Here is a 17,103-nt window from a genome sequence, read left to right on the forward strand (position 1 = left end):
TTCACGAATGTACTCCATACATTCATCCAGTGCGGTTCGGTCTTTTTTTGAAGTCCCACTTTTTTTCTCGGAAAAGATTTTTTTGCATCCAGCGCTTTTTAAAGCAGCAAGTTGAATATCCAAATTTTGGTCAGTGGTGGAAACGCGAGCATAACCAACAAGCGCCATGAATTTCCCTATCAATAAAATTTAAATGCAGTGATATTACCGTATCATAAATAAAAATAAAACTCTATTGATAGAAAAAATAGAGGAGCTCAAGAAGAGGTAAATGTCATTTTCAGAAGTGAGTTGCACTAATTTCAGAAGACATTTTCACTGTTGATGTACACAATATTTTTACCCTTATTTTCCCAAATGATCTGGATGGAGATACAGCTCTGTATATAGGTGAAAGTCATTGCTTGTAAGGATCATATGATGTAGAGAGTGGCGTTGGGTTAAATTGCCGCTCTTCTTGTATTGTATCCCCTTCTGTTTTCTCAACTTCTTGAACTTGCTTGGCAGAGCTTGTTTCTTTCTCTTGAGATTTAACAGTTTTTTCCGAGGGTACTGGTCTGGTTGATAAGGGACTAACATTCATTTGATGAAACATTTTTTGAGTACTGTCAGTGGATTTAGTAACATTCTCTTCTGATGATTTAGAAGGATTTTCTACCGATTGAAGGTTTTGCTCGAACTGTGGGGTTGAGGGTTTTGTTTTGTAGGCCATTTCTTTTAATTCAGCTTTTAAAATTTGGGGATTCATCCCATGAAAATTTGTTCCATCTAACTCTTCGGCATTGCGTGCAAAGCCATATGTTGGAAAAAAATAATCGAGCCCAGATTTTAATATATCAGGCAAGACTTTCTCTGCGAGAATATGTCCATTAGGTGATTTGGTCAGATAAACCGAAGCTTCAATACAACGTTTACTTTGAGGATCAATGACTGCACCAAACCCTGCTCTCCATTCAACTCCACCCTCGCCACTATCACCAGTATGATAAACTCCTATCACTTGGCCTTGCTCGTTTTTTACTAGTCCTATCCCTAAACCCCAAGCTACACGGTTTCTATCGGATTCTTCAATATTTATGTTTTCAACAAGCCTACCAACTGATTTTTGGTTTGGAAAAAAGTCATTTGTCATAGAGTCGGCAGGTTTTATTGGGTTAAATGCATAATTTAATTTATCATCGTTAATCCAAGCCACTATGAATTTGGCATATTCCTCTGCAGTTGTTTTTAGGCTATTGGCTGCTATACCTTCAGAACCATAAGTGCTATTAGGCATCTTTAACGCATGCTCTCCAAATACATGCTCTCGAGCCAATGTTTCCAGACTCAAACCCGTTAATTCTTTAATGGCTACTTGTAAACATTCAATACCAGGTCCCGAATACGCGTAATGTGTACCAGGTTCAAATTGGAATTGATACGGTGGCTTACCCACTATAGGTAACCCAGTTGTATGGGATAAAACCATTTCAGCGGTTATTTGCTTTGCTTGTTTTTGGTCACTGAATAGCTTAAGAAAAGGGTTATTATCGCCCTCTAATACTACACCTTTATCTTTAAAGAGTGTGTATAAAGGGGTCTTTAAATTAAAATCCGTTTTAAATTTTCCCACCCAATCCTCTTCAGAAGATTTTGTCTTATTAGTCTCGATTAATTTTAAAACTAGATAAGCGAATACAGGTTTACTCAGAGAAGCACATTGAAAGACCGTATCTTTTGTGACTTCGAGTTGCAAATTTGGGTCTGCGATATTTACAGGATCCGGTATGACATGACCTTGAGAATCAACCGTAGCAAAAGACGCGCTGGTAATCCCTCCTGCTTTCATCCTATCTTTAATTTCAAATTTGTTTTTCATGAAAATTTTATTATCAAAGTGTCGATAATTTATTATACTATATTTTTCGGAAATGGATCGGTCAGGCCTATCAGTCAGGCCTATCAAGATAAAATTATACCAAGTAATTTTTTTCCATCATCTCGTAATTCACCTGTTGGTGTTAGATGTCGATACAAAGTTTGTTTTGTAATTCCAAGCTCCTCACATAATGGACCGATTTTAGTCTCAACTTGACCTAAAGAGGCCATTGCAAGTCTGAGTTTTGCAGGAGTCATTTTATAAGGTCTTCCTCCTTTTCTGCCGCGTGCACGAGCAGAGGCTATTCCAGCAAGGGTTCGTTCTTTAATCATTTCACGTTCAAACTCAGCAAGTGCTGCAAATATACCGAACACGAGCTTTCCTGCCGCGGTTGTTGTATCAATAGTAGCACCATGTCCTGTTAATACTTTAAATCCAATATTTCTAGCTGTTAAATCATGAACCGTATTAACAAGATGGCGCAGATCGCGACCGAGTCGATCCAGCTTCCAGACAACTAGAATATCGTTCTTACGTAATGCCTTTAAACAGTTAGCAAGTTCTGGGCGATCGTCACGTTTTCCTGAAGCAAAGTCCTCATAAATTTGATTCGGATCAACACCTGCTTCTAATAAGGCATCACGCTGTAGATCCATATTTTGCGAACCATCTGCTTTTGACACCCGCATATACCCAACCAGCATTTTTCTCTCCATCTTTTGAGTCACAAAAACGTTCGATTATGTGACAACTTGAATTTGCGTCAAGATCTCAATAAAACCAGTCACTTATTCAGTCACTAAATTAACGTCTTTTAAATCATTATCTATTTTGATTATGTTACTAAAAATTCTGACGGTATACCAATTTTGATTAATGAACGATTAGTTTCTTGAATTGATTCAAAATCTACTCTCCCGCATAAAATTGAATTACGGAAATTTCTGGCTACAAGAGGGTCTTTTTTTGCAATCTCGACTAATCGATTAAAGGAGTCCATTGCTTTTAGAAACGGCGATTCTGGATTCATTATTGCTTCTTTTTTTCTTTTTGGAAAAGACGGTAGATCTTTATTGCTTCGAAGTTCTGGTAAAAACAAAAAAGCCTGCTTTCCAGCAGTGTTTATCAATCCTTTTTCTATTTGGTCAATAATTTTTGCAGCAGCTATTAGTGTTTGCTGTTGTGTTTTTAGAGGCAATAATTCATAAGGACGCCATCGTGCTTGTCCGCCTCTTGGAGTTAGCCCTAGCGATGCCCAAAGATTGGTAATATTTTTTGAAGACTGCGGGATATGTAATTCATCAAGCACTGTGCGTAATAGTCGGAGCCAAACGCCTCCATGTATTGTTCTGTGTGGTAAAACAACCTTGCCTTCTGTTAACGCTGACCAAGTGCGCTGATCCATTTTACTTATGGCAGGGGATATTGAAATTGGTGGCTCATTTTCTTTTGCCCAAACAATATGGTGTCCTTGATAAATATGACATTGAAGTAATAGACATTGATGAATAGGACAACTTAACATTAATGGCAAGCACCATATCAATGAGATTGCACCAGCCTTATTGATATCCACACAAATAGGGCAAGCTTTTGAAAACATCAATGGTTGAGATAACCAGGGCTTCCAAGGTTTCTTGGGATTATATTTTTTGCGTTTACTTAAAGGTAATAAAAGTGAGTAAGATTGAACATAAGCTTCAAAATCAGAATTTTCTTCAAAGAGATCATCAAGCAGGAGGGGAGTCCATGCAGACAAAGTCATTGCATAAATATCATGTTCATCAATGCCTGTACGATTAGATAATAATTCCAAAAGCCATTGTGGTGCACTGATATTAAGTGTATCGATCTCTCCATAGTACCCTAAATCATGTTTCAGCAGTTCATCAACCGTAAAATTATAACAATTTGCAATTCTTGCTAACCAAGATAACAGGCTTTCCTCTTTAAATGGCGAAGGATGTAATGGCCAACGCAATCGATTCATTATAATTCACGCTCAAAAGCTCGTCTTCTTGCTGTCGGACCGTCATAATCAGCTAAACTTAGTGTTCGCGAATTAAGAGACTCTTCCCCTGATTCGATTGCAGCAATGGCGGCACATGTTAATAATTGTGCAAGTTCACCAATGGTTCCCTCTGTTCTCGCCAATAAATAACGTGACATATCTGATGTGGCAATAAATGATGGTTTACGCAAAGGCAGTAAGGCAACGAAGCTTGCCAATAATGATTGCAGTTCGCTACCTTCTTGCCAGATAGGTAGCACCAGGGGTTCAAAACGATTTTCTAATTGGTCATCTGAACGGATGGCCAAGTAAGCTTCTTTTGTACCAATGCCTACCAACGGTATCCGTAATTCATTCCCTAAAAAGCGTAAAAGATTAAGAAATTCACGCCGACTACTACCAGCTCCAGCCATAATATTATGCAGCTCATCAATGACTAACATTTTGACTTTAACAGTACGTAATAATCTTAATGCTTGTTCTTCTATTTCTGCTAATTGCTGTCTTGGACGAATTGGAGCACCGATTGCCATGAGTAAAGCAGAATAAAACCGTTTTACTGATGGTTCAGAAGGCATTTGTACACTAACGACGGGAATTTTTTCTGAATCAGGCTCAGTAATGGGAGGATGAGTACGACGAAATTTTTCAATGATCATTGACTTGCCGTTATTAGTTGGACCGACAATCAAAAGATTTGGCATGCGTTGCTTCGATGGCCAATTAAGTAGCGACTCCAGCTTTTCTATGGCTGCCATTGCCTTTGGGTATCCGATCCAGCGATCTGCACGAACCCTTTGAACACGTTCAGCTGAAGGTAGCATGGCAATTTTTTGCATTGATGGAATGAGATGAGATAAATCAAGAACTGTCTCTTCACTCATAATTACCACTCCTCAATTTGGTCAAAAGGCCGAGCAACCTCAGTGGTTATGTCTGTAGGAGGTTCTATTTTTAGGTCGGTTTTTTCCTGAATGATTGGCAGTTGAGCTATTTGGCTAAGGCGCTGCTGATTGCGCCTGGTTTTACGTGTGGTTTTTTTAGCCATTTTTGTTATTTCTCGCATTTGTGAAACCATACTAAACAACATGGTTTCATCAATTTGTGAGCAGCCTTTTGCGCGCAATCTCTCCATTGCTTGACGGTGTTCCCACAACGTTAATGCTGGCCTGGAAATAAACCGGTAAGGAATTTCAATATATCGGTTACTATCAGGATCCAATACCCAAATGCGGCTTAAATCCAGTGGATTGCGTCTGATAATAAATTTTTGTAATTGATGGCGATTTGCAATCCATGGTTTAAGTACATCAGCATAATATGCGATGTGATCTACTAAAAACCCACCGCGATTAATTTGTCGGCGTAACACGGGTAGAAAATCAATAAGAAATGCACGGGGATTGCTAACTGTAGGCACATTACCAAATTGCGTGATACCCTCAGACCAAAGAGAGGCAGGGGTTTGATTCAACGTATGATGAACACTGCCATGATAATGGCTCACGGCTAATACCAGCCAACGTTCTAACTCATTAAGCGACAATGCAGCTTTAGCTTCAGAATCATAATCGCCTTTTTGAGAGGGGTTAGAAAATGTTGTGCCGGGTAACTCATGTATTTTCTGCATGAGCGTGCCAATGATGCGTTCAACAATACCTCCATAATGAGTTTTACCTAATGGCCTATAATCCAGCGCAATACCATGTTGCTCACATCCACGGCGTAATGCTTCACTTTTGAATTCAGCGCCATTATCAAGATAAAGTAATAAAGGTTTTCCCATCATAGGCCAATCGATGTCCAAACCAAGACGATCGAGCCAGGGGCGCTTATCACATACAGCATGCGCAAGACATAACCCAACAGAAACAGATGAAGGTGCCTCCAACGTAATCAACATCCCAATCAAGCAGCGGCTAAAAACATCAATAGCTACAGTAATATAGGGTCTTCCGATTGGTTGGCGATGAATGTCATCAACTATCATTAGATCAATAATCGTGTGATCAATTTGAACTTGCTCAAGCGGAGCAACAATTGCTGGTGGAACACCTCCTGAAGATTGCAATGTTCTTGCGGCATCAATTCCTTCGCGTTTTCGAGTCAAGACATAAGGATCTAGCCATTGTATTCTTAGGCGAACTGTATTGAGGGCAGGGACTGAAAGATTATGCTTGCGACAACGTTGTTTAATTTCATTCCAAATAACAGTTTCGGATAATTTTTGTTTGTTTAGATAATGCGATCGCAATACTTCTCGAATAATCTGTTCAACTGCTTCAGGCAAACGGCTTTTACCTTTTCCCCCATTGGATTTATTTAAAAGCATATCGCTCACTAACCCTTGGCCATGACGATAACGCTTTATTAGCGCATAAATTTGTCTTCGAGAAAGGCCTAGTTGTACTGCGGCATTATCAGCAAGTTCCCAAGTTACAACTTTTAGTTGTGCCAGCGGTGCAATTATTTCTGCACGCAAACGTGCACACTTCCACTCACTGCCTGAAGCTGAAAGTAATCCCTTTTCAATTAGAACACTATCGTTAGAATCCATCTTAATGATCTTCTGGTGAAGCCCGCTTCTGAGTATAATTACAAATAGTGAAGATGGCTACTGAAATTCAGTTAGTTAGAAGTCGGGTGCACAAGTGCGATCAAATCAGGATTGAAAGTGAAGTCGTCTTATGAAAATGACAGTAAAAATTATCACAAGGGTGTACTCTAGCGATAGCTATGATTGATTTGAAATGTAAGCAAATGTCTTATATACTAAATGTAAGACATTTACTTACATTGATGAGGTATTTATGGCGCGCACAATGACAGTGGATTTGGGCTGTGAACTTCGTGATTATGTTGAGTTTCTTGTGGATTCAGGAGATTATAGAAGTAATAGCGAAGTATTAAGAGAATCATTACGTCTTCTTCGTGAAAAACAAGCTGAATCAAAGCTTGAGCAGTTGCGTCATCTTATCGATGAAGGGGAGGGGAGCGGTGATCCATTAATGTGGAATGCGGAAGAATTTCTTGGGCGAATGAAGAAAGTACCTCATGCCAAATAAAACATATCGTCTTTATCCAAAGGCTATAGAGGATCTTGAGTCAATCTATTTATACAGTATAAGAGAGTTTGGGATCAAAAGGACAGAAGATTATATTTTGGCAATTCAAACAAGCTTCCAGTATCTTGCAGATGATCCACTTATTTCTCGAACATGTGATTATGTCCGTCAGGATTTGAGGGCTTTCAACGTAGGTTCTCATGTTATTTTCTTCAAAATGACTCATTATGGTATTGCAGTTATTCGGGTGTTGCATCAATCGATGGACTTTAGCAGACACCTTTAACTACTCTTGTAACCATCCATAATGTTTTCAATTAAATTAGGATGTTATTTCAAACATAGTGCTTAATAATTCTTGCTAGCACTGAGCACATCCTCTTTTGCCCGGTAATTGATCGTATGAGTCACTTGCATCCTCAAGGGTGGGATGGTAAGTCATGACCTCCGGAATTCCAATCGAGTTAATAGCCATTAAGAAATACTCTCGACCGTCAAAGCAAATATTGTAAGTTTGTTTTCTATAAGTTTTTGACTCAATAATTTCAATTTTCATTTTAAAACCTATTATTTTTGATATCTAACAGCATTTCTATTGGGAACAGATCCAGTTTGCATTACCAAATATTAAGGAAAATTTTATTTAATATTTCAATTTTCGATTCGGGATCAAAGGTTGTATGGTTATCATCTTCGGCGTTTGCGATATACATATGCCAATCTTCAATATCTATGATATTTTTGTTATCGAATAATAATTTGGCAAGTATTAAGTCACTTTCAGAAATATTCAACATATCCTGCCATTTTTCATAGCCAGCATAATACGCGATTATGTCTTGAGCCTCTGTTAGGTTAAAATTTTTCTCGTCTACATCAAATGACATTATAATTTCATCTATATCAAAGTGCTGTGGGTTGTATTGATACAAATAATCTTCAATTACATCATCAAAATAAGGTGTTTGGGTTTTGTAATCCTCGATTAGGTTATTTGCTTGGATTTTGAAGTATTCAATATAATCTAAGATAGGATTTTTCGATTGCCTTTGATTAGATTCAAAAACATTTAAATAGTGTCTGTAATTAGAAAATCCATAAAACTTTGAAACCTCATCGAGAGCTACGCACATTGATAAGTTATCGCTTTTCTTTAGTTTTTTTGCTTTTTGCTTAAGATATGTTGGTGAAATTGGAGTAATCATATAAACCTCATTTGCGCTCACTAACGTTATGTCGTCTGCTTCCTATAACATTTATAAGCTATGGTTTATTATGATTTAGAGAACATTTGTTCAATGACAGTACTCGTGAAAGCTTTAGTACGCAGACGCATGGTTTCTGTCTAACCAAAATCATATTTTTAATCAAACTTGGAAACATGTCAATAATATAGGTACAAAAATAGTTGGTGTAATTAATACCCCTTTTCATAATAGGATGGGTTTGTGGATATTATGACAGGGAAGAGGGTTCGGCTATTTTGATTTCAAACATGGTTCGCAAACTCTAGAGAATCTCAAAATTTAGTCAAAAAATATTATCAACGTTATGTGTTACAGTAGCTATAGTATTTGGCGGTTAATGGCTTTCATTTGATTTGCTGTGGTTGGGTAATGAACTCTATCCTGTCTCCATCTGGTTTTTTTTTGCTACCCAGATGGAGACAGAGCGATACAAATTTATTGTTTACTTCTCATCTTATTCATACATTTTCTACATCTTAACACTAAGTTATCAATCTCATAATTAAGAATGGAATTATCTCTTCGGATGAGACAAAGACTGTTTTCAGTTGAATTACCACATTGATCGCATTTATAACCTCTATCAATTGTCAATTTCAATTTAAGTTTTGGTTTCTTACGCTCAAAAGCGGCTTTTGCTTTTTCTTCAGGAGACTTTTCAGGTGGTGGTGGAAATTTATATGTTCCATTTAAAACATCAATGATGGTTCTAGCAACTCGGAGTTGCTCTTCGTTTGCATGTTTGCTGGCAAGTACTAATTCAGCCTGAAATTTAAATTTTTCAAGAGAGGCAAAATCGTAGTATTCCGTTAGTGCTCTCCATCCATGGCCTTGTAATGCATAATGTTCAAAATTAGTCATTTCATACAAAGCATCTATTTCATCACCTTGACTTAAAACTGATTTAATAGCATTGTAAAAATTTTCATTTCCTGTCTCTATTGCTTCTTTAATTTTAACATTAGAAAAATCAATAAAAATTCCTATAGAAGGGGTTTGATAGCCCATTCGTCCAAATTGAAAAGGGAATTCATTAACTTCGATATTCATAGAGTATGACATATAAGTATTCCTGATAATTATTATAAGTTCTTGGTGGCACTTGAGATGCTTGTATTAATCTGGTGGGTTCCAGGGATCTATTCCTTGTTGCATCAAAATATAGGGATCATGTTCATCTACTTTAGACTGAATTTTATCTACCTGGTTAGCTAATTCATATACATAAGATTCTAGCTCATGTAATCGGTCTGCAACATCATGCACATAGGATTTAGGGTTATTATCATAGGACATATCATTAATCTCTTCTTGGTGATCAAGCATTGATTGCATAGTATTCCAATCTTTGTAGCCATTTATCTTTGCTATAGCTTGTAAGCAAGATGAGTGTGAAATATTGCTATGCTTTTCATTTAGGAATGTTTTAAGTAGGTTGGCTTGTTTTTTAACGGATTCTATAGACAACATCATAAGTTCCTCATCAATTGGGAAAAAATACCAGTGTCTGCGTTATGGATTCCCTTTATGATTCAGAATAAAGATAACTACCAATAAACTTGTTGATTAAACTATTTACCATTTCCTTTATAGGATGCAGACGGATGGGTCAGTTTCAAACCTGGCAAGATTGTTTCATTTTTTGAAAATAGTGTCAAATATATTCTCTATTCGAGTTGAAAAATAGCTTTTAAAGATACTTATTGGTAGAGCTATGCTATTTTACGCGCAGCTATTAACCGTTGTAAAATCAGATTTAGTTATCAAATATTATGATGAAGGGCTCATGGTTGGTGGTTGAAAACAACATACAGTACTCATCAAATCACCTTTAGGCTGAACATGGATCTTTTGGATAAAATTAGTGCTCTGGAGGAAGAAGCCTCTCAATTTGGTTTCAAGTGGCAAAGTGCAGACCAAATCATGAATCAAATTCACAGTGAGTGTGATGAAATCAAAGAGCATCTGGAACATGATCCTTCTAAAGCGAATCAAACTGCTTTGCAAGAAGAAATTGGCGATTTACTCCATGCAGTGTTTTCCCTGTGTATTTTTTGCAAGTTAAGTCCCCGAGTAACCCTTGGGCAATCATTAACTAAATTTGAAAGGCGATTACGTGCGGTTAAACTGATTGCTGAAGAGCGTGAGTTGATTAACCTGGAAGGCTTGCCCTTTGATGAATTGATGCATATTTGGGATAAGGCTAAAGAGTTAGTTGGTTAACTGTGGTTTTTGTTTTGTGCCTGTGCGCAGCTGTAAATGCCATTGATTTGAGTTTATCCTTGAACTCTCTAGTGTCTCAACATCCTGTCAACATCTCAGCTGCGCCAAACAAATTCAGTATAGCTTTTCGTCACTATTAAGGCATTAGCCAAGATGCTGTTTATTATGTAAGACATTTCTTGGGGGTAATTTGCTATTAAGTAGTGATTAATGCTCTATTCTTAGTCAAGTTTGATTTGGTCATATAATCGTCATTGCCTGAATTGTTGCAAGCATCAATTGATCATCATCCTTAACTTGTTGAAACAAAGCATAACCGACTAAACTTTGAATTATCATCAGTGCAGAAAAGAACAAAGTCATTTTTAATTTAAAATGGTGCATGACAGTCAAAGTCCTCAGAACAGTTATGAACAAATTATTAATTCATTTGATTAAATTGTGTAATTCTATCAATAAGTGACTTATTTTTCTCTAGCTTTTGCGCTTTACTAATCAGTGTTTCTTTTGAGAACGCTTCTTTCAGCAAAGGCTTTGCCCAAAGCATAAAAATATCGTCACTCGACAGCATAGAATCAAGAGGTGCGGTTCGTTCATCCATAAGAATATCTATAGCACAGGACACCAACCACTTTGATGGTGTGGTTTCACCTTCAGCCATACCTTTAATTGCCAGGGGAGAGTAACTTTTATCTTTGTTATATAAATCTTTGGCTTTAAGGTGTAGTTTTTCAGAACGGTTGTGAATGGCTTGCAGTTCTGCAAATATTGCTTTGATTTGATGGCTAAAATCAATTTTTTTATATTCAGCAAGATTGGCACGATCTAGCAATGCAAGGGCTTGTTCTTTGGAGTGACCTGAGAGTTTACTGGTGGCTATTTTAATTTGCTGAATCATGCTTGTAATCATCGAATCAAACACATTGAGTTCCACTTTTTCTTTATGACACAGGATCTCAATTTGTTCTAAAGTATCCAGAAATTCATAAGGAAGGCGAAAACGAAAATCTGTCAGTGTGTTTGCAGGAGAAGGGTTTAAGTGTTGATAAACAGCTGTAACGTTTTGCATGAATTGTTTAAGTTCAATGGTTTGCTCAGCAGACAGTAAGTCCCATCCCTCAAAACCATCAGGGGCATCCACATGAAAAGAGCCATAAATTGTTTTTAAATCGATTGATTTGACGTAAACCCGTGGAGGTCTACGTAAATTTTGTTTAATTTCAAGTCGTAATAGTTTTTTCATTTTATTATCTCAATCAGGGTAAGTTGTGGATTTATGTAATAATTCGATGCGGTTTTCTTTGAATCATTCATACGGCTATATCCAGTATGAGTTGCTAAATTAATAAAGTATTTGTTCCCTGGCTGTTTGTAGGCGCACTTTACTCGAAAGGCAAAAACAGGGGTCTTGATACAATCTCTAATACAATCTGTTCCCATTACTTTTTTAATAGCAGTTTCATTTCTTTTGCTGGCCTTATTATAAGCCTCTAAAAGAGAGTTTTCGCTGATCTGATAAAGACAGTGCCTTGCTCCAGATCGATTATTATGATCATTAAAATAGTAATTGATATCTGAACTATCGGTTTTTTTAGATGAAGGTGGTCGATAATGATAGACCGCATGCCTTATTGTAAAATAGGTTTTAAAATTCCTTAGTATAGGTGTTTTCGTATTTTGGCCATGTAAGCAAACAAAGTTGTTCAATTGAGCAATAAGCTCAGGTGGTGCCTTCGTTTGGTTTGTAGTAATCATGTTATGGCTCCGGTTTTTCATTATTGTCCTTAGTGACTTTTTTATTTTAGCAGCAGTCAGCACTATGTCAATATATTACAAGTATAAAATACATCTATTAAATAGATGTTATATGTTGACATTTAATTGCTGATTTGTCATAATATAGTTGTTCACTTAGGAACATAAACGATAAAATAAGGAAAAAACATGAATCACTACTCCCTTCAAGTAGGCTCTATCCTTTATGCAAGCTGGGGATATGACCAAACAAATATAGATTTTTACGAAGTGACCAAACTTATCGGCCGCACCACTCTAGAGTTACGAGAACTAGGACAGGAACTTATTTCCGATGGCTCGGGTTTTAGTGGAAAAACCAAGCCAATCCCCGGTAATTTTATAGGTCAGCCCTTTAGGAAAAGAATTGGCATTCATGGTTCGGTGAAGATTAATGAAGTCAGTAGAGCTAGTATTTGGTCTGGTGAAGCGCTCTATTACTCATCTTATGCATAAAAAGACGTATATAAGCGCATACCAACAGAAAGGGGATATGCCTCTTTCTGTTGATAAATTAATTGATAAGGATATTGTTATGATTAAAAAAATTGGAGATAGATTTTGTTTTCTTGTTTTGGATATTACGTATGCTCTTAAGAAGCGGAAGTATAAAAAGAAAATGATGCATTATTATTTAGGCATCAAGTGTTCCAGCTAAAATAATAATAAAATACGTCATTAAAATAGATGTTTTATGTTGACATTATCGAGGTATTTTGAGATACTGTATTTGTTCACTTAGGAACATAATAGAAAAATAAGGAGCTTCACATGAATACTGAAAGACAACAATTCTTCATTCAATCTCAATTAATTTCAGACAACCAACGATTAGCCTTTCTCCCAAAGCATTTAAATAAAGAATACTTAAGCTTTGAATCCACGGTATACCGAACAATGCGTACTATTTGCAACACATATCATGGTGGATATTGGGATTTTTACGAGCTGAGTAACAATGGATTTTATATAGCGCCCCATTCAAGCGAGCCATTCAATATCTTTGTTCATGGTAATGGCTACGAGGGAAGCGTATCTCGCGATGCAGCGGGGATTATTGCTACAACCTACGCCCTAAATAATCTCGCATGGCGAACCGAATCAGATGAAATAATAGATAAATATTACGCTCTCTTAGATTTTGCCGGACAACATCATGAATTTAAGCAAATTTTTGCGGCAATTGATTAAATCCCTCCCCACAACAAAGTGATCATTTGTTGTGGGGTTTTAGAGGAGATGAATAAAATTAGAGGGATATAACATGCAATTACATTTATTCCATGGCAGAACAACATCTGATAAGTCTTTGCAAGATTGGGGTTTTGATGGTCCAACGATTAACGGAATTATTGGGTTAACTGGTACATATGGCGGAATATATGTTCATTTTGAGAATGAGCAAGACCTTTATAAAGGGTTTTTAAATTAACATTTATATTACACATTCCAACATATAAATGATATTAAAACATCTAATTAAAAGACGTATTTAATTGACTTTTATTCCTAGTTTTGTCATAATGTACTTGTTCGTTTAGGAACATTAAAGAAAACATAGGAGAAGAAATCGTGTTACCCATCTTATCTAAAGAAAAATTATTTAAATTAGCTCCTTCCATCTTCACACAAGATAGTTCATATAAAACAAGTGCTCAGTACTCACCAATCTCAACAGAGCAAATCATTGAAAAATTAATCTCAGAAGGTTTTTTTCCGACTTGGGCAACTCAGACTAAAAGTCATAATCAAGAATCGAAAGCATTTGCAAAACACATGCTCCGTTTTCAACGCCATGATGTGATGCAAAATAATCAGGGGCTTTACCCCGAACTGGTTCTTATTAACTCTCATGATGGTTTGTCTTCTTATCGTCTAATGGCGGGTCTTTTTCGGGTTGTATGCAGTAATGGAATGATTGCTGGACAAGCGTATAACGAAATCAGAATCAAACATCAGGGGGATGTTCTTGGGAATGTCATTGAAGGCACCTACAAAGTGATTGAGACAGCAAATAACATGCTTGATGTATCAGATGATATGGCTTCCATTCATTTAAATGACGATGAAAAAATGATTTTTGCAGAAGCTGCACATTCACTAAAATTCTCTGATACAGAGGGGGGTATTATCGTTAATCCTAAGAGTTTATTGCAACCAAGGCGTTATGTAGATCAAAAAGATAATGATTTGTTTACGGTGTTTAATGTCCTGCAAGAAAACTTAATTAAAGGGGGTATCCGTGGCCATCGTTTAAATAAATACGGATACACCACTCGAACAAAAACGAGAGAAGTAAAAGCTATTGATCAAAATGTGAAATTAAATCGAGCGTTGTGGACGTTAACCGAAAAAATGATGGAAATAAAAAGGTAACGGAATTTTTTAAGAGGCAAAGAAAAATCCCTTTGCCTCATCCTGAAAATAGCGTGATAACAACAGCAAGATGAAAGGAACTTTTGATGAAATTAAGACTATACCACGGACGTAATACCCCAGAACAAGAAATGGATGATTGGGGTTTTGAAGGAGCAACACTTTTTGGTGTTGATGGCATTATCTGGACATACGGAGTTCCCAGAGTGTTTTTTATTAATGATGAGTATTTTAATATAGCGAGGGAAGTAACAGGGTGGGATGAGATTGCTGATGGTTTAGAGATGCGTGTTTATGAGGATTTAATTAAAACCAAAGATGGGTACTTTGGTGATTGGGAGTTAATTAAATTAGGGTAGAATTTCCATAAAAAAAGCCCAAATTCCATGGGCTTTTTTCTTATCGATTCAGCTATCCTATCAGCTCTTTTTGTCTGCTTTTATTGGAAGGAATATTATACGCAATTAAAAAAAGGAAAGGTAAATAAAATGTTGCTGATATTTTTTCAAAAATAAGCACCTATCTAATAAACATTAGACGGTTTCGTTATTCAGTTTTTTGTCTTTTTGATGCTGCTTCCATTCTTTGTCTTTAGAGAAAATCATAATTGATGACTCTTCAAAAAAATGGCCAATATCATCAATACCAACCCATGAGCAATATTCTTTAATTTCCGAATAGATTTCTTTGTTTATTTCGATTTTAATTTTTTCTTTTTCAGGTGTTTTTCTTGCGTTGATTAAAGCCATAATAATTCCTTAATATCTAATATAAAAAATACATTATTAATAGCGATTGTTGAATGGATCATAACTGCTGCTATTGTATGTTGAATGATGATAATCGTTATTCCAGTAATTGTCTCTATCGGATGCACTGGAACCAATAGAATTTCCTAAGCTGTCTATGACCTATCCCCCAAAAATAATGCCATGACATAGATGAGATTTCCGATAAACTAAACCAAAAGGAGATCTCAAAGTGAAAAAGCGTTACACAGAAGAACAAATTATAAAAGCAATCAAATCGCATGAAGCAGGTATAAAGGTCGAAGAGATATGTCGAGACTATGGAATTTCGTCAGGCACATTTTACAATTGGCGAAGTAAGTATGCTGGCCTTGAAGTGAATGAGGCCAAGCGTCTTCGTGAGCTTGAATCAGAGAATGTTAATCTTAAAAAACTGTTGGCAGATAAGCTCCTGGAGCTAGAGGCAATGAAGGATGTATTATCAAAAAAGTGGTGAAGCCAGCAGCAAGAAAGTCGATCATCGAGCACCTAATATGTTTCTTTAAGTTGAGTGAGCGAGTAGCTTGCAAGCTGGCAGGATTAAGCCGCACAGCATTTCGTTATCAATGTAAACCACGTACGGATGAGAAGGCCAGAACACGACTCAAGGTTTTAGCCGCACAATATCCGGCCTATGGTTATTTAATTCTTCATGGACTACTTAAAGCTGAAGGCTTGGTTCAGAATAAGAAGCATACTTATCGATTATACACTGAGGAGGGACTTCAAGTTCGAACAAAGAAAAGGAAAAAACTGACTCGTCCTCGCCAACCAATGGAAGTTCCTTCTGCACCAAACCAGCGTTGGTCGATGGATTTTGTATCGGATCAACTTAGCAATGGGAGACGATTTCGAATATTGAATGTAGTGGATGATTATTCTCGTGAAATGGTTGGCCAGCTAATATCTACCTCAATCAGTGGCAAACAAGTGGCTCGCTTTTTAGACCAACTTATTGAGCAAAGAAATAAGCCTGTTAAAGTGATTTGTGATAATGGTACAGAATTTACTAGTAAAGCGATGTTTTTCTGGAGCAAAGAAACGAATGTCACTTTAGGGTTTATTCAACCAGGAAAACCAACTCAAAATGCGTTTGTTGAGAGCTTAAACGGGAAATTCAGAAATGAATGCCTTAATCAGCACTGGTTTCGAACAATGGAGGAAGCACGATTTGAGATTGAACAATGGCGTAAACACTACAATAATGTTCGACCTCATAGCTCTCTAAATTATATGCCTCCTGTTGAATACGCAAGAAAGGTGGCATAGGATAATGAATCTCATCAAAGAAGTGGTACTAATTTAGGGGATAGGTCATCTAAAGCACCAATCATTGGTAAACCTGTTGCAGGATTATATTGCGTTTCGTTTGAGTTAATGTCGAAATTTATAATATTATTTGCATTCCTTGCGTTAGTGATAATAATTGCCGCAAAAAATATAATAATCATTACAACAATAAGTATAAAAATCATTTTAAACTCCATTTAAAATTTATAAAATAGGATGTTAGAGAACAATATCAATTGAGTCAATCACATACGCGCAATTGATTTGCGCTGCATAAAAAATAAAATAAAACTATAAAATAACCCTCACCGAATAATGTACAAAATAAGCATTTCTAAAAACAAGCACACCTTTCGCAACGTGTTGATTTGTGTAAAGCCATGATATTTATCACTTTTTTATGGTTGATGAGGCCATTCCCCCAAAACAACCAATAAATGCTCTATATATA

General features: G+C 36.5%; 24 protein-coding genes. 9 read left to right on the forward strand and 15 right to left on the reverse strand.

What is annotated here, in order from left to right:
- From OQJ26_RS10835 to OQJ26_RS10860, 6 genes are all read right to left on the reverse strand, one after another.
- Positions 1-168 (reverse strand): recombinase family protein (locus OQJ26_RS10835; RefSeq protein WP_265704010.1); only part of this gene is annotated, 168 nt, incomplete at its 3' end.
- Between the two features lie 229 nt (positions 169-397).
- Positions 398-1,858: a serine hydrolase domain-containing protein gene (locus tag OQJ26_RS10840; RefSeq protein WP_265703857.1), complete on the reverse strand. Its 1,461-nt coding sequence runs from the start codon at positions 1,856-1,858 to the stop codon at positions 398-400.
- A gap of 83 nt (positions 1,859-1,941) precedes the next feature.
- Positions 1,942-2,562: a recombinase family protein gene (locus OQJ26_RS10845; protein ID WP_265703858.1), complete on the reverse strand. Its 621-nt coding sequence runs from the start codon at positions 2,560-2,562 to the stop codon at positions 1,942-1,944.
- 131 nt (positions 2,563-2,693) lie between these two features.
- A complete protein-coding gene (locus OQJ26_RS10850) occupies positions 2,694-3,848 on the reverse strand; it encodes a TniQ family protein (RefSeq protein ID WP_265703859.1) in 1,155 nt (384 codons plus the stop codon).
- Positions 3,848-4,753: a TniB family NTP-binding protein gene (locus OQJ26_RS10855; RefSeq protein WP_265703860.1), complete on the reverse strand. Its 906-nt coding sequence runs from the start codon at positions 4,751-4,753 to the stop codon at positions 3,848-3,850. Before OQJ26_RS10855 ends, OQJ26_RS10850 begins: the two co-directional genes overlap by 1 nt.
- A gap of 2 nt (positions 4,754-4,755) precedes the next feature.
- On the reverse strand, positions 4,756-6,426 hold the full coding sequence (locus tag OQJ26_RS10860) for a Mu transposase C-terminal domain-containing protein (protein WP_265703861.1): 1,671 nt from the start codon (positions 6,424-6,426) through the stop codon (positions 4,756-4,758).
- Positions 6,427-6,679: 253 nt separating this feature from the next.
- Between OQJ26_RS10860 and OQJ26_RS10865 the strand changes: the two genes are divergently transcribed.
- Positions 6,680-6,934 (forward strand): type II toxin-antitoxin system ParD family antitoxin, encoded by a 255-nt coding sequence (locus tag OQJ26_RS10865; RefSeq protein WP_265703862.1) that lies wholly within the window; start codon positions 6,680-6,682, stop codon positions 6,932-6,934.
- Positions 6,924-7,220 carry a type II toxin-antitoxin system RelE/ParE family toxin gene (locus tag OQJ26_RS10870; RefSeq protein ID WP_058464682.1) on the forward strand — a complete coding sequence of 99 codons (297 nt, stop codon included), beginning with the start codon at positions 6,924-6,926 and terminating at the stop codon, positions 7,218-7,220. Before OQJ26_RS10865 ends, OQJ26_RS10870 begins: the two co-directional genes overlap by 11 nt.
- A gap of 75 nt (positions 7,221-7,295) precedes the next feature.
- Here the strand turns inward: OQJ26_RS10870 and OQJ26_RS10875 are convergent, their stop codons facing one another.
- The 4 genes from OQJ26_RS10875 to OQJ26_RS10890 form a co-directional block, all read right to left on the reverse strand.
- Positions 7,296-7,490: a hypothetical protein gene (locus OQJ26_RS10875; protein WP_058464681.1), complete on the reverse strand. Its 195-nt coding sequence runs from the start codon at positions 7,488-7,490 to the stop codon at positions 7,296-7,298.
- A gap of 61 nt (positions 7,491-7,551) precedes the next feature.
- On the reverse strand, positions 7,552-8,139 hold the full coding sequence (locus tag OQJ26_RS10880) for a hypothetical protein (protein ID WP_058464680.1): 588 nt from the start codon (positions 8,137-8,139) through the stop codon (positions 7,552-7,554).
- 477 nt (positions 8,140-8,616) lie between these two features.
- Entirely contained in the window at positions 8,617-9,243 is a 627-nt protein-coding gene (locus tag OQJ26_RS10885) for an HNH endonuclease (protein WP_058464679.1), read from the reverse strand.
- A gap of 54 nt (positions 9,244-9,297) precedes the next feature.
- Positions 9,298-9,654 carry a glyoxalase superfamily protein gene (locus tag OQJ26_RS10890; protein ID WP_131775193.1) on the reverse strand — a complete coding sequence of 119 codons (357 nt, stop codon included), beginning with the start codon at positions 9,652-9,654 and terminating at the stop codon, positions 9,298-9,300.
- Between the two features lie 369 nt (positions 9,655-10,023).
- On the opposite strand from OQJ26_RS10890, the gene OQJ26_RS10895 reads away from it, so the two are divergent.
- A complete protein-coding gene (locus tag OQJ26_RS10895; RefSeq protein ID WP_058464677.1) occupies positions 10,024-10,404 on the forward strand; it encodes a MazG nucleotide pyrophosphohydrolase domain-containing protein in 381 nt (126 codons plus the stop codon).
- 240 nt (positions 10,405-10,644) lie between these two features.
- On the opposite strand, the gene OQJ26_RS10900 is transcribed toward OQJ26_RS10895, so the two are convergent.
- The 3 genes from OQJ26_RS10900 to OQJ26_RS10910 are packed head-to-tail and all read right to left on the reverse strand — an operon-like array spanning position 10,645 to position 12,159.
- A complete protein-coding gene (locus OQJ26_RS10900) occupies positions 10,645-10,788 on the reverse strand; it encodes a hypothetical protein (protein WP_157061449.1) in 144 nt (47 codons plus the stop codon).
- A gap of 37 nt (positions 10,789-10,825) precedes the next feature.
- A complete protein-coding gene (locus OQJ26_RS10905) occupies positions 10,826-11,647 on the reverse strand; it encodes a hypothetical protein (RefSeq protein ID WP_265703863.1) in 822 nt (273 codons plus the stop codon).
- Positions 11,644-12,159 (reverse strand): hypothetical protein, encoded by a 516-nt coding sequence (locus tag OQJ26_RS10910; RefSeq protein ID WP_265703864.1) that lies wholly within the window; start codon positions 12,157-12,159, stop codon positions 11,644-11,646. The genes OQJ26_RS10905 and OQJ26_RS10910 overlap by 4 nt, the downstream gene beginning before the upstream one ends.
- Before the next feature lie 189 nt (positions 12,160-12,348).
- On the opposite strand from OQJ26_RS10910, the gene OQJ26_RS10915 reads away from it, so the two are divergent.
- The 5 genes from OQJ26_RS10915 (at position 12,349) to OQJ26_RS10935 (ending at position 14,933) form a co-directional block, all read left to right on the forward strand.
- On the forward strand, positions 12,349-12,654 hold the full coding sequence (locus tag OQJ26_RS10915; protein ID WP_058464674.1) for a hypothetical protein: 306 nt from the start codon (positions 12,349-12,351) through the stop codon (positions 12,652-12,654).
- 315 nt (positions 12,655-12,969) lie between these two features.
- Positions 12,970-13,389 carry an antirestriction protein gene (locus OQJ26_RS10920; RefSeq protein ID WP_265703865.1) on the forward strand — a complete coding sequence of 140 codons (420 nt, stop codon included), beginning with the start codon at positions 12,970-12,972 and terminating at the stop codon, positions 13,387-13,389.
- 73 nt (positions 13,390-13,462) lie between these two features.
- A complete protein-coding gene (locus OQJ26_RS10925; RefSeq protein ID WP_265703866.1) occupies positions 13,463-13,630 on the forward strand; it encodes a hypothetical protein in 168 nt (55 codons plus the stop codon).
- Between the two features lie 140 nt (positions 13,631-13,770).
- The gene (locus tag OQJ26_RS10930; RefSeq protein WP_058464671.1) at positions 13,771-14,574 is read left to right on the forward strand and encodes a DUF932 domain-containing protein; all 804 of its coding nucleotides are present in this window, start codon (positions 13,771-13,773) and stop codon (positions 14,572-14,574) included.
- An 86-nt stretch (positions 14,575-14,660) separates the two neighbouring features.
- On the forward strand, positions 14,661-14,933 hold the full coding sequence (locus tag OQJ26_RS10935; RefSeq protein ID WP_061363908.1) for a hypothetical protein: 273 nt from the start codon (positions 14,661-14,663) through the stop codon (positions 14,931-14,933).
- A 174-nt stretch (positions 14,934-15,107) separates the two neighbouring features.
- Here the strand turns inward: OQJ26_RS10935 and OQJ26_RS10940 are convergent, their stop codons facing one another.
- Positions 15,108-15,323 carry a hypothetical protein gene (locus OQJ26_RS10940; protein ID WP_265703867.1) on the reverse strand — a complete coding sequence of 72 codons (216 nt, stop codon included), beginning with the start codon at positions 15,321-15,323 and terminating at the stop codon, positions 15,108-15,110.
- Positions 15,324-15,555: 232 nt separating this feature from the next.
- Between OQJ26_RS10940 and OQJ26_RS10945 the strand changes: the two genes are divergently transcribed.
- A protein-coding gene (locus OQJ26_RS10945) for an IS3 family transposase (protein ID WP_265674795.1) occupies positions 15,556-16,631 on the forward strand; the annotation gives its coding sequence in 2 pieces (ribosomal slippage) (positions 15,556-15,805 and positions 15,805-16,631; 1,077 coding nt in all).
- A gap of 14 nt (positions 16,632-16,645) precedes the next feature.
- Here the strand turns inward: OQJ26_RS10945 and OQJ26_RS10950 are convergent.
- Positions 16,646-16,837: a hypothetical protein gene (locus OQJ26_RS10950; RefSeq protein WP_265703868.1), complete on the reverse strand. Its 192-nt coding sequence runs from the start codon at positions 16,835-16,837 to the stop codon at positions 16,646-16,648.
- Positions 16,838-17,103: the final 266 nt, after the last annotated feature.

Source organism: Legionella sheltonii (assembly GCF_026191355.1).
Taxonomy (GTDB): Bacteria; Pseudomonadota; Gammaproteobacteria; order Legionellales; family Legionellaceae; genus Legionella; species Legionella sheltonii.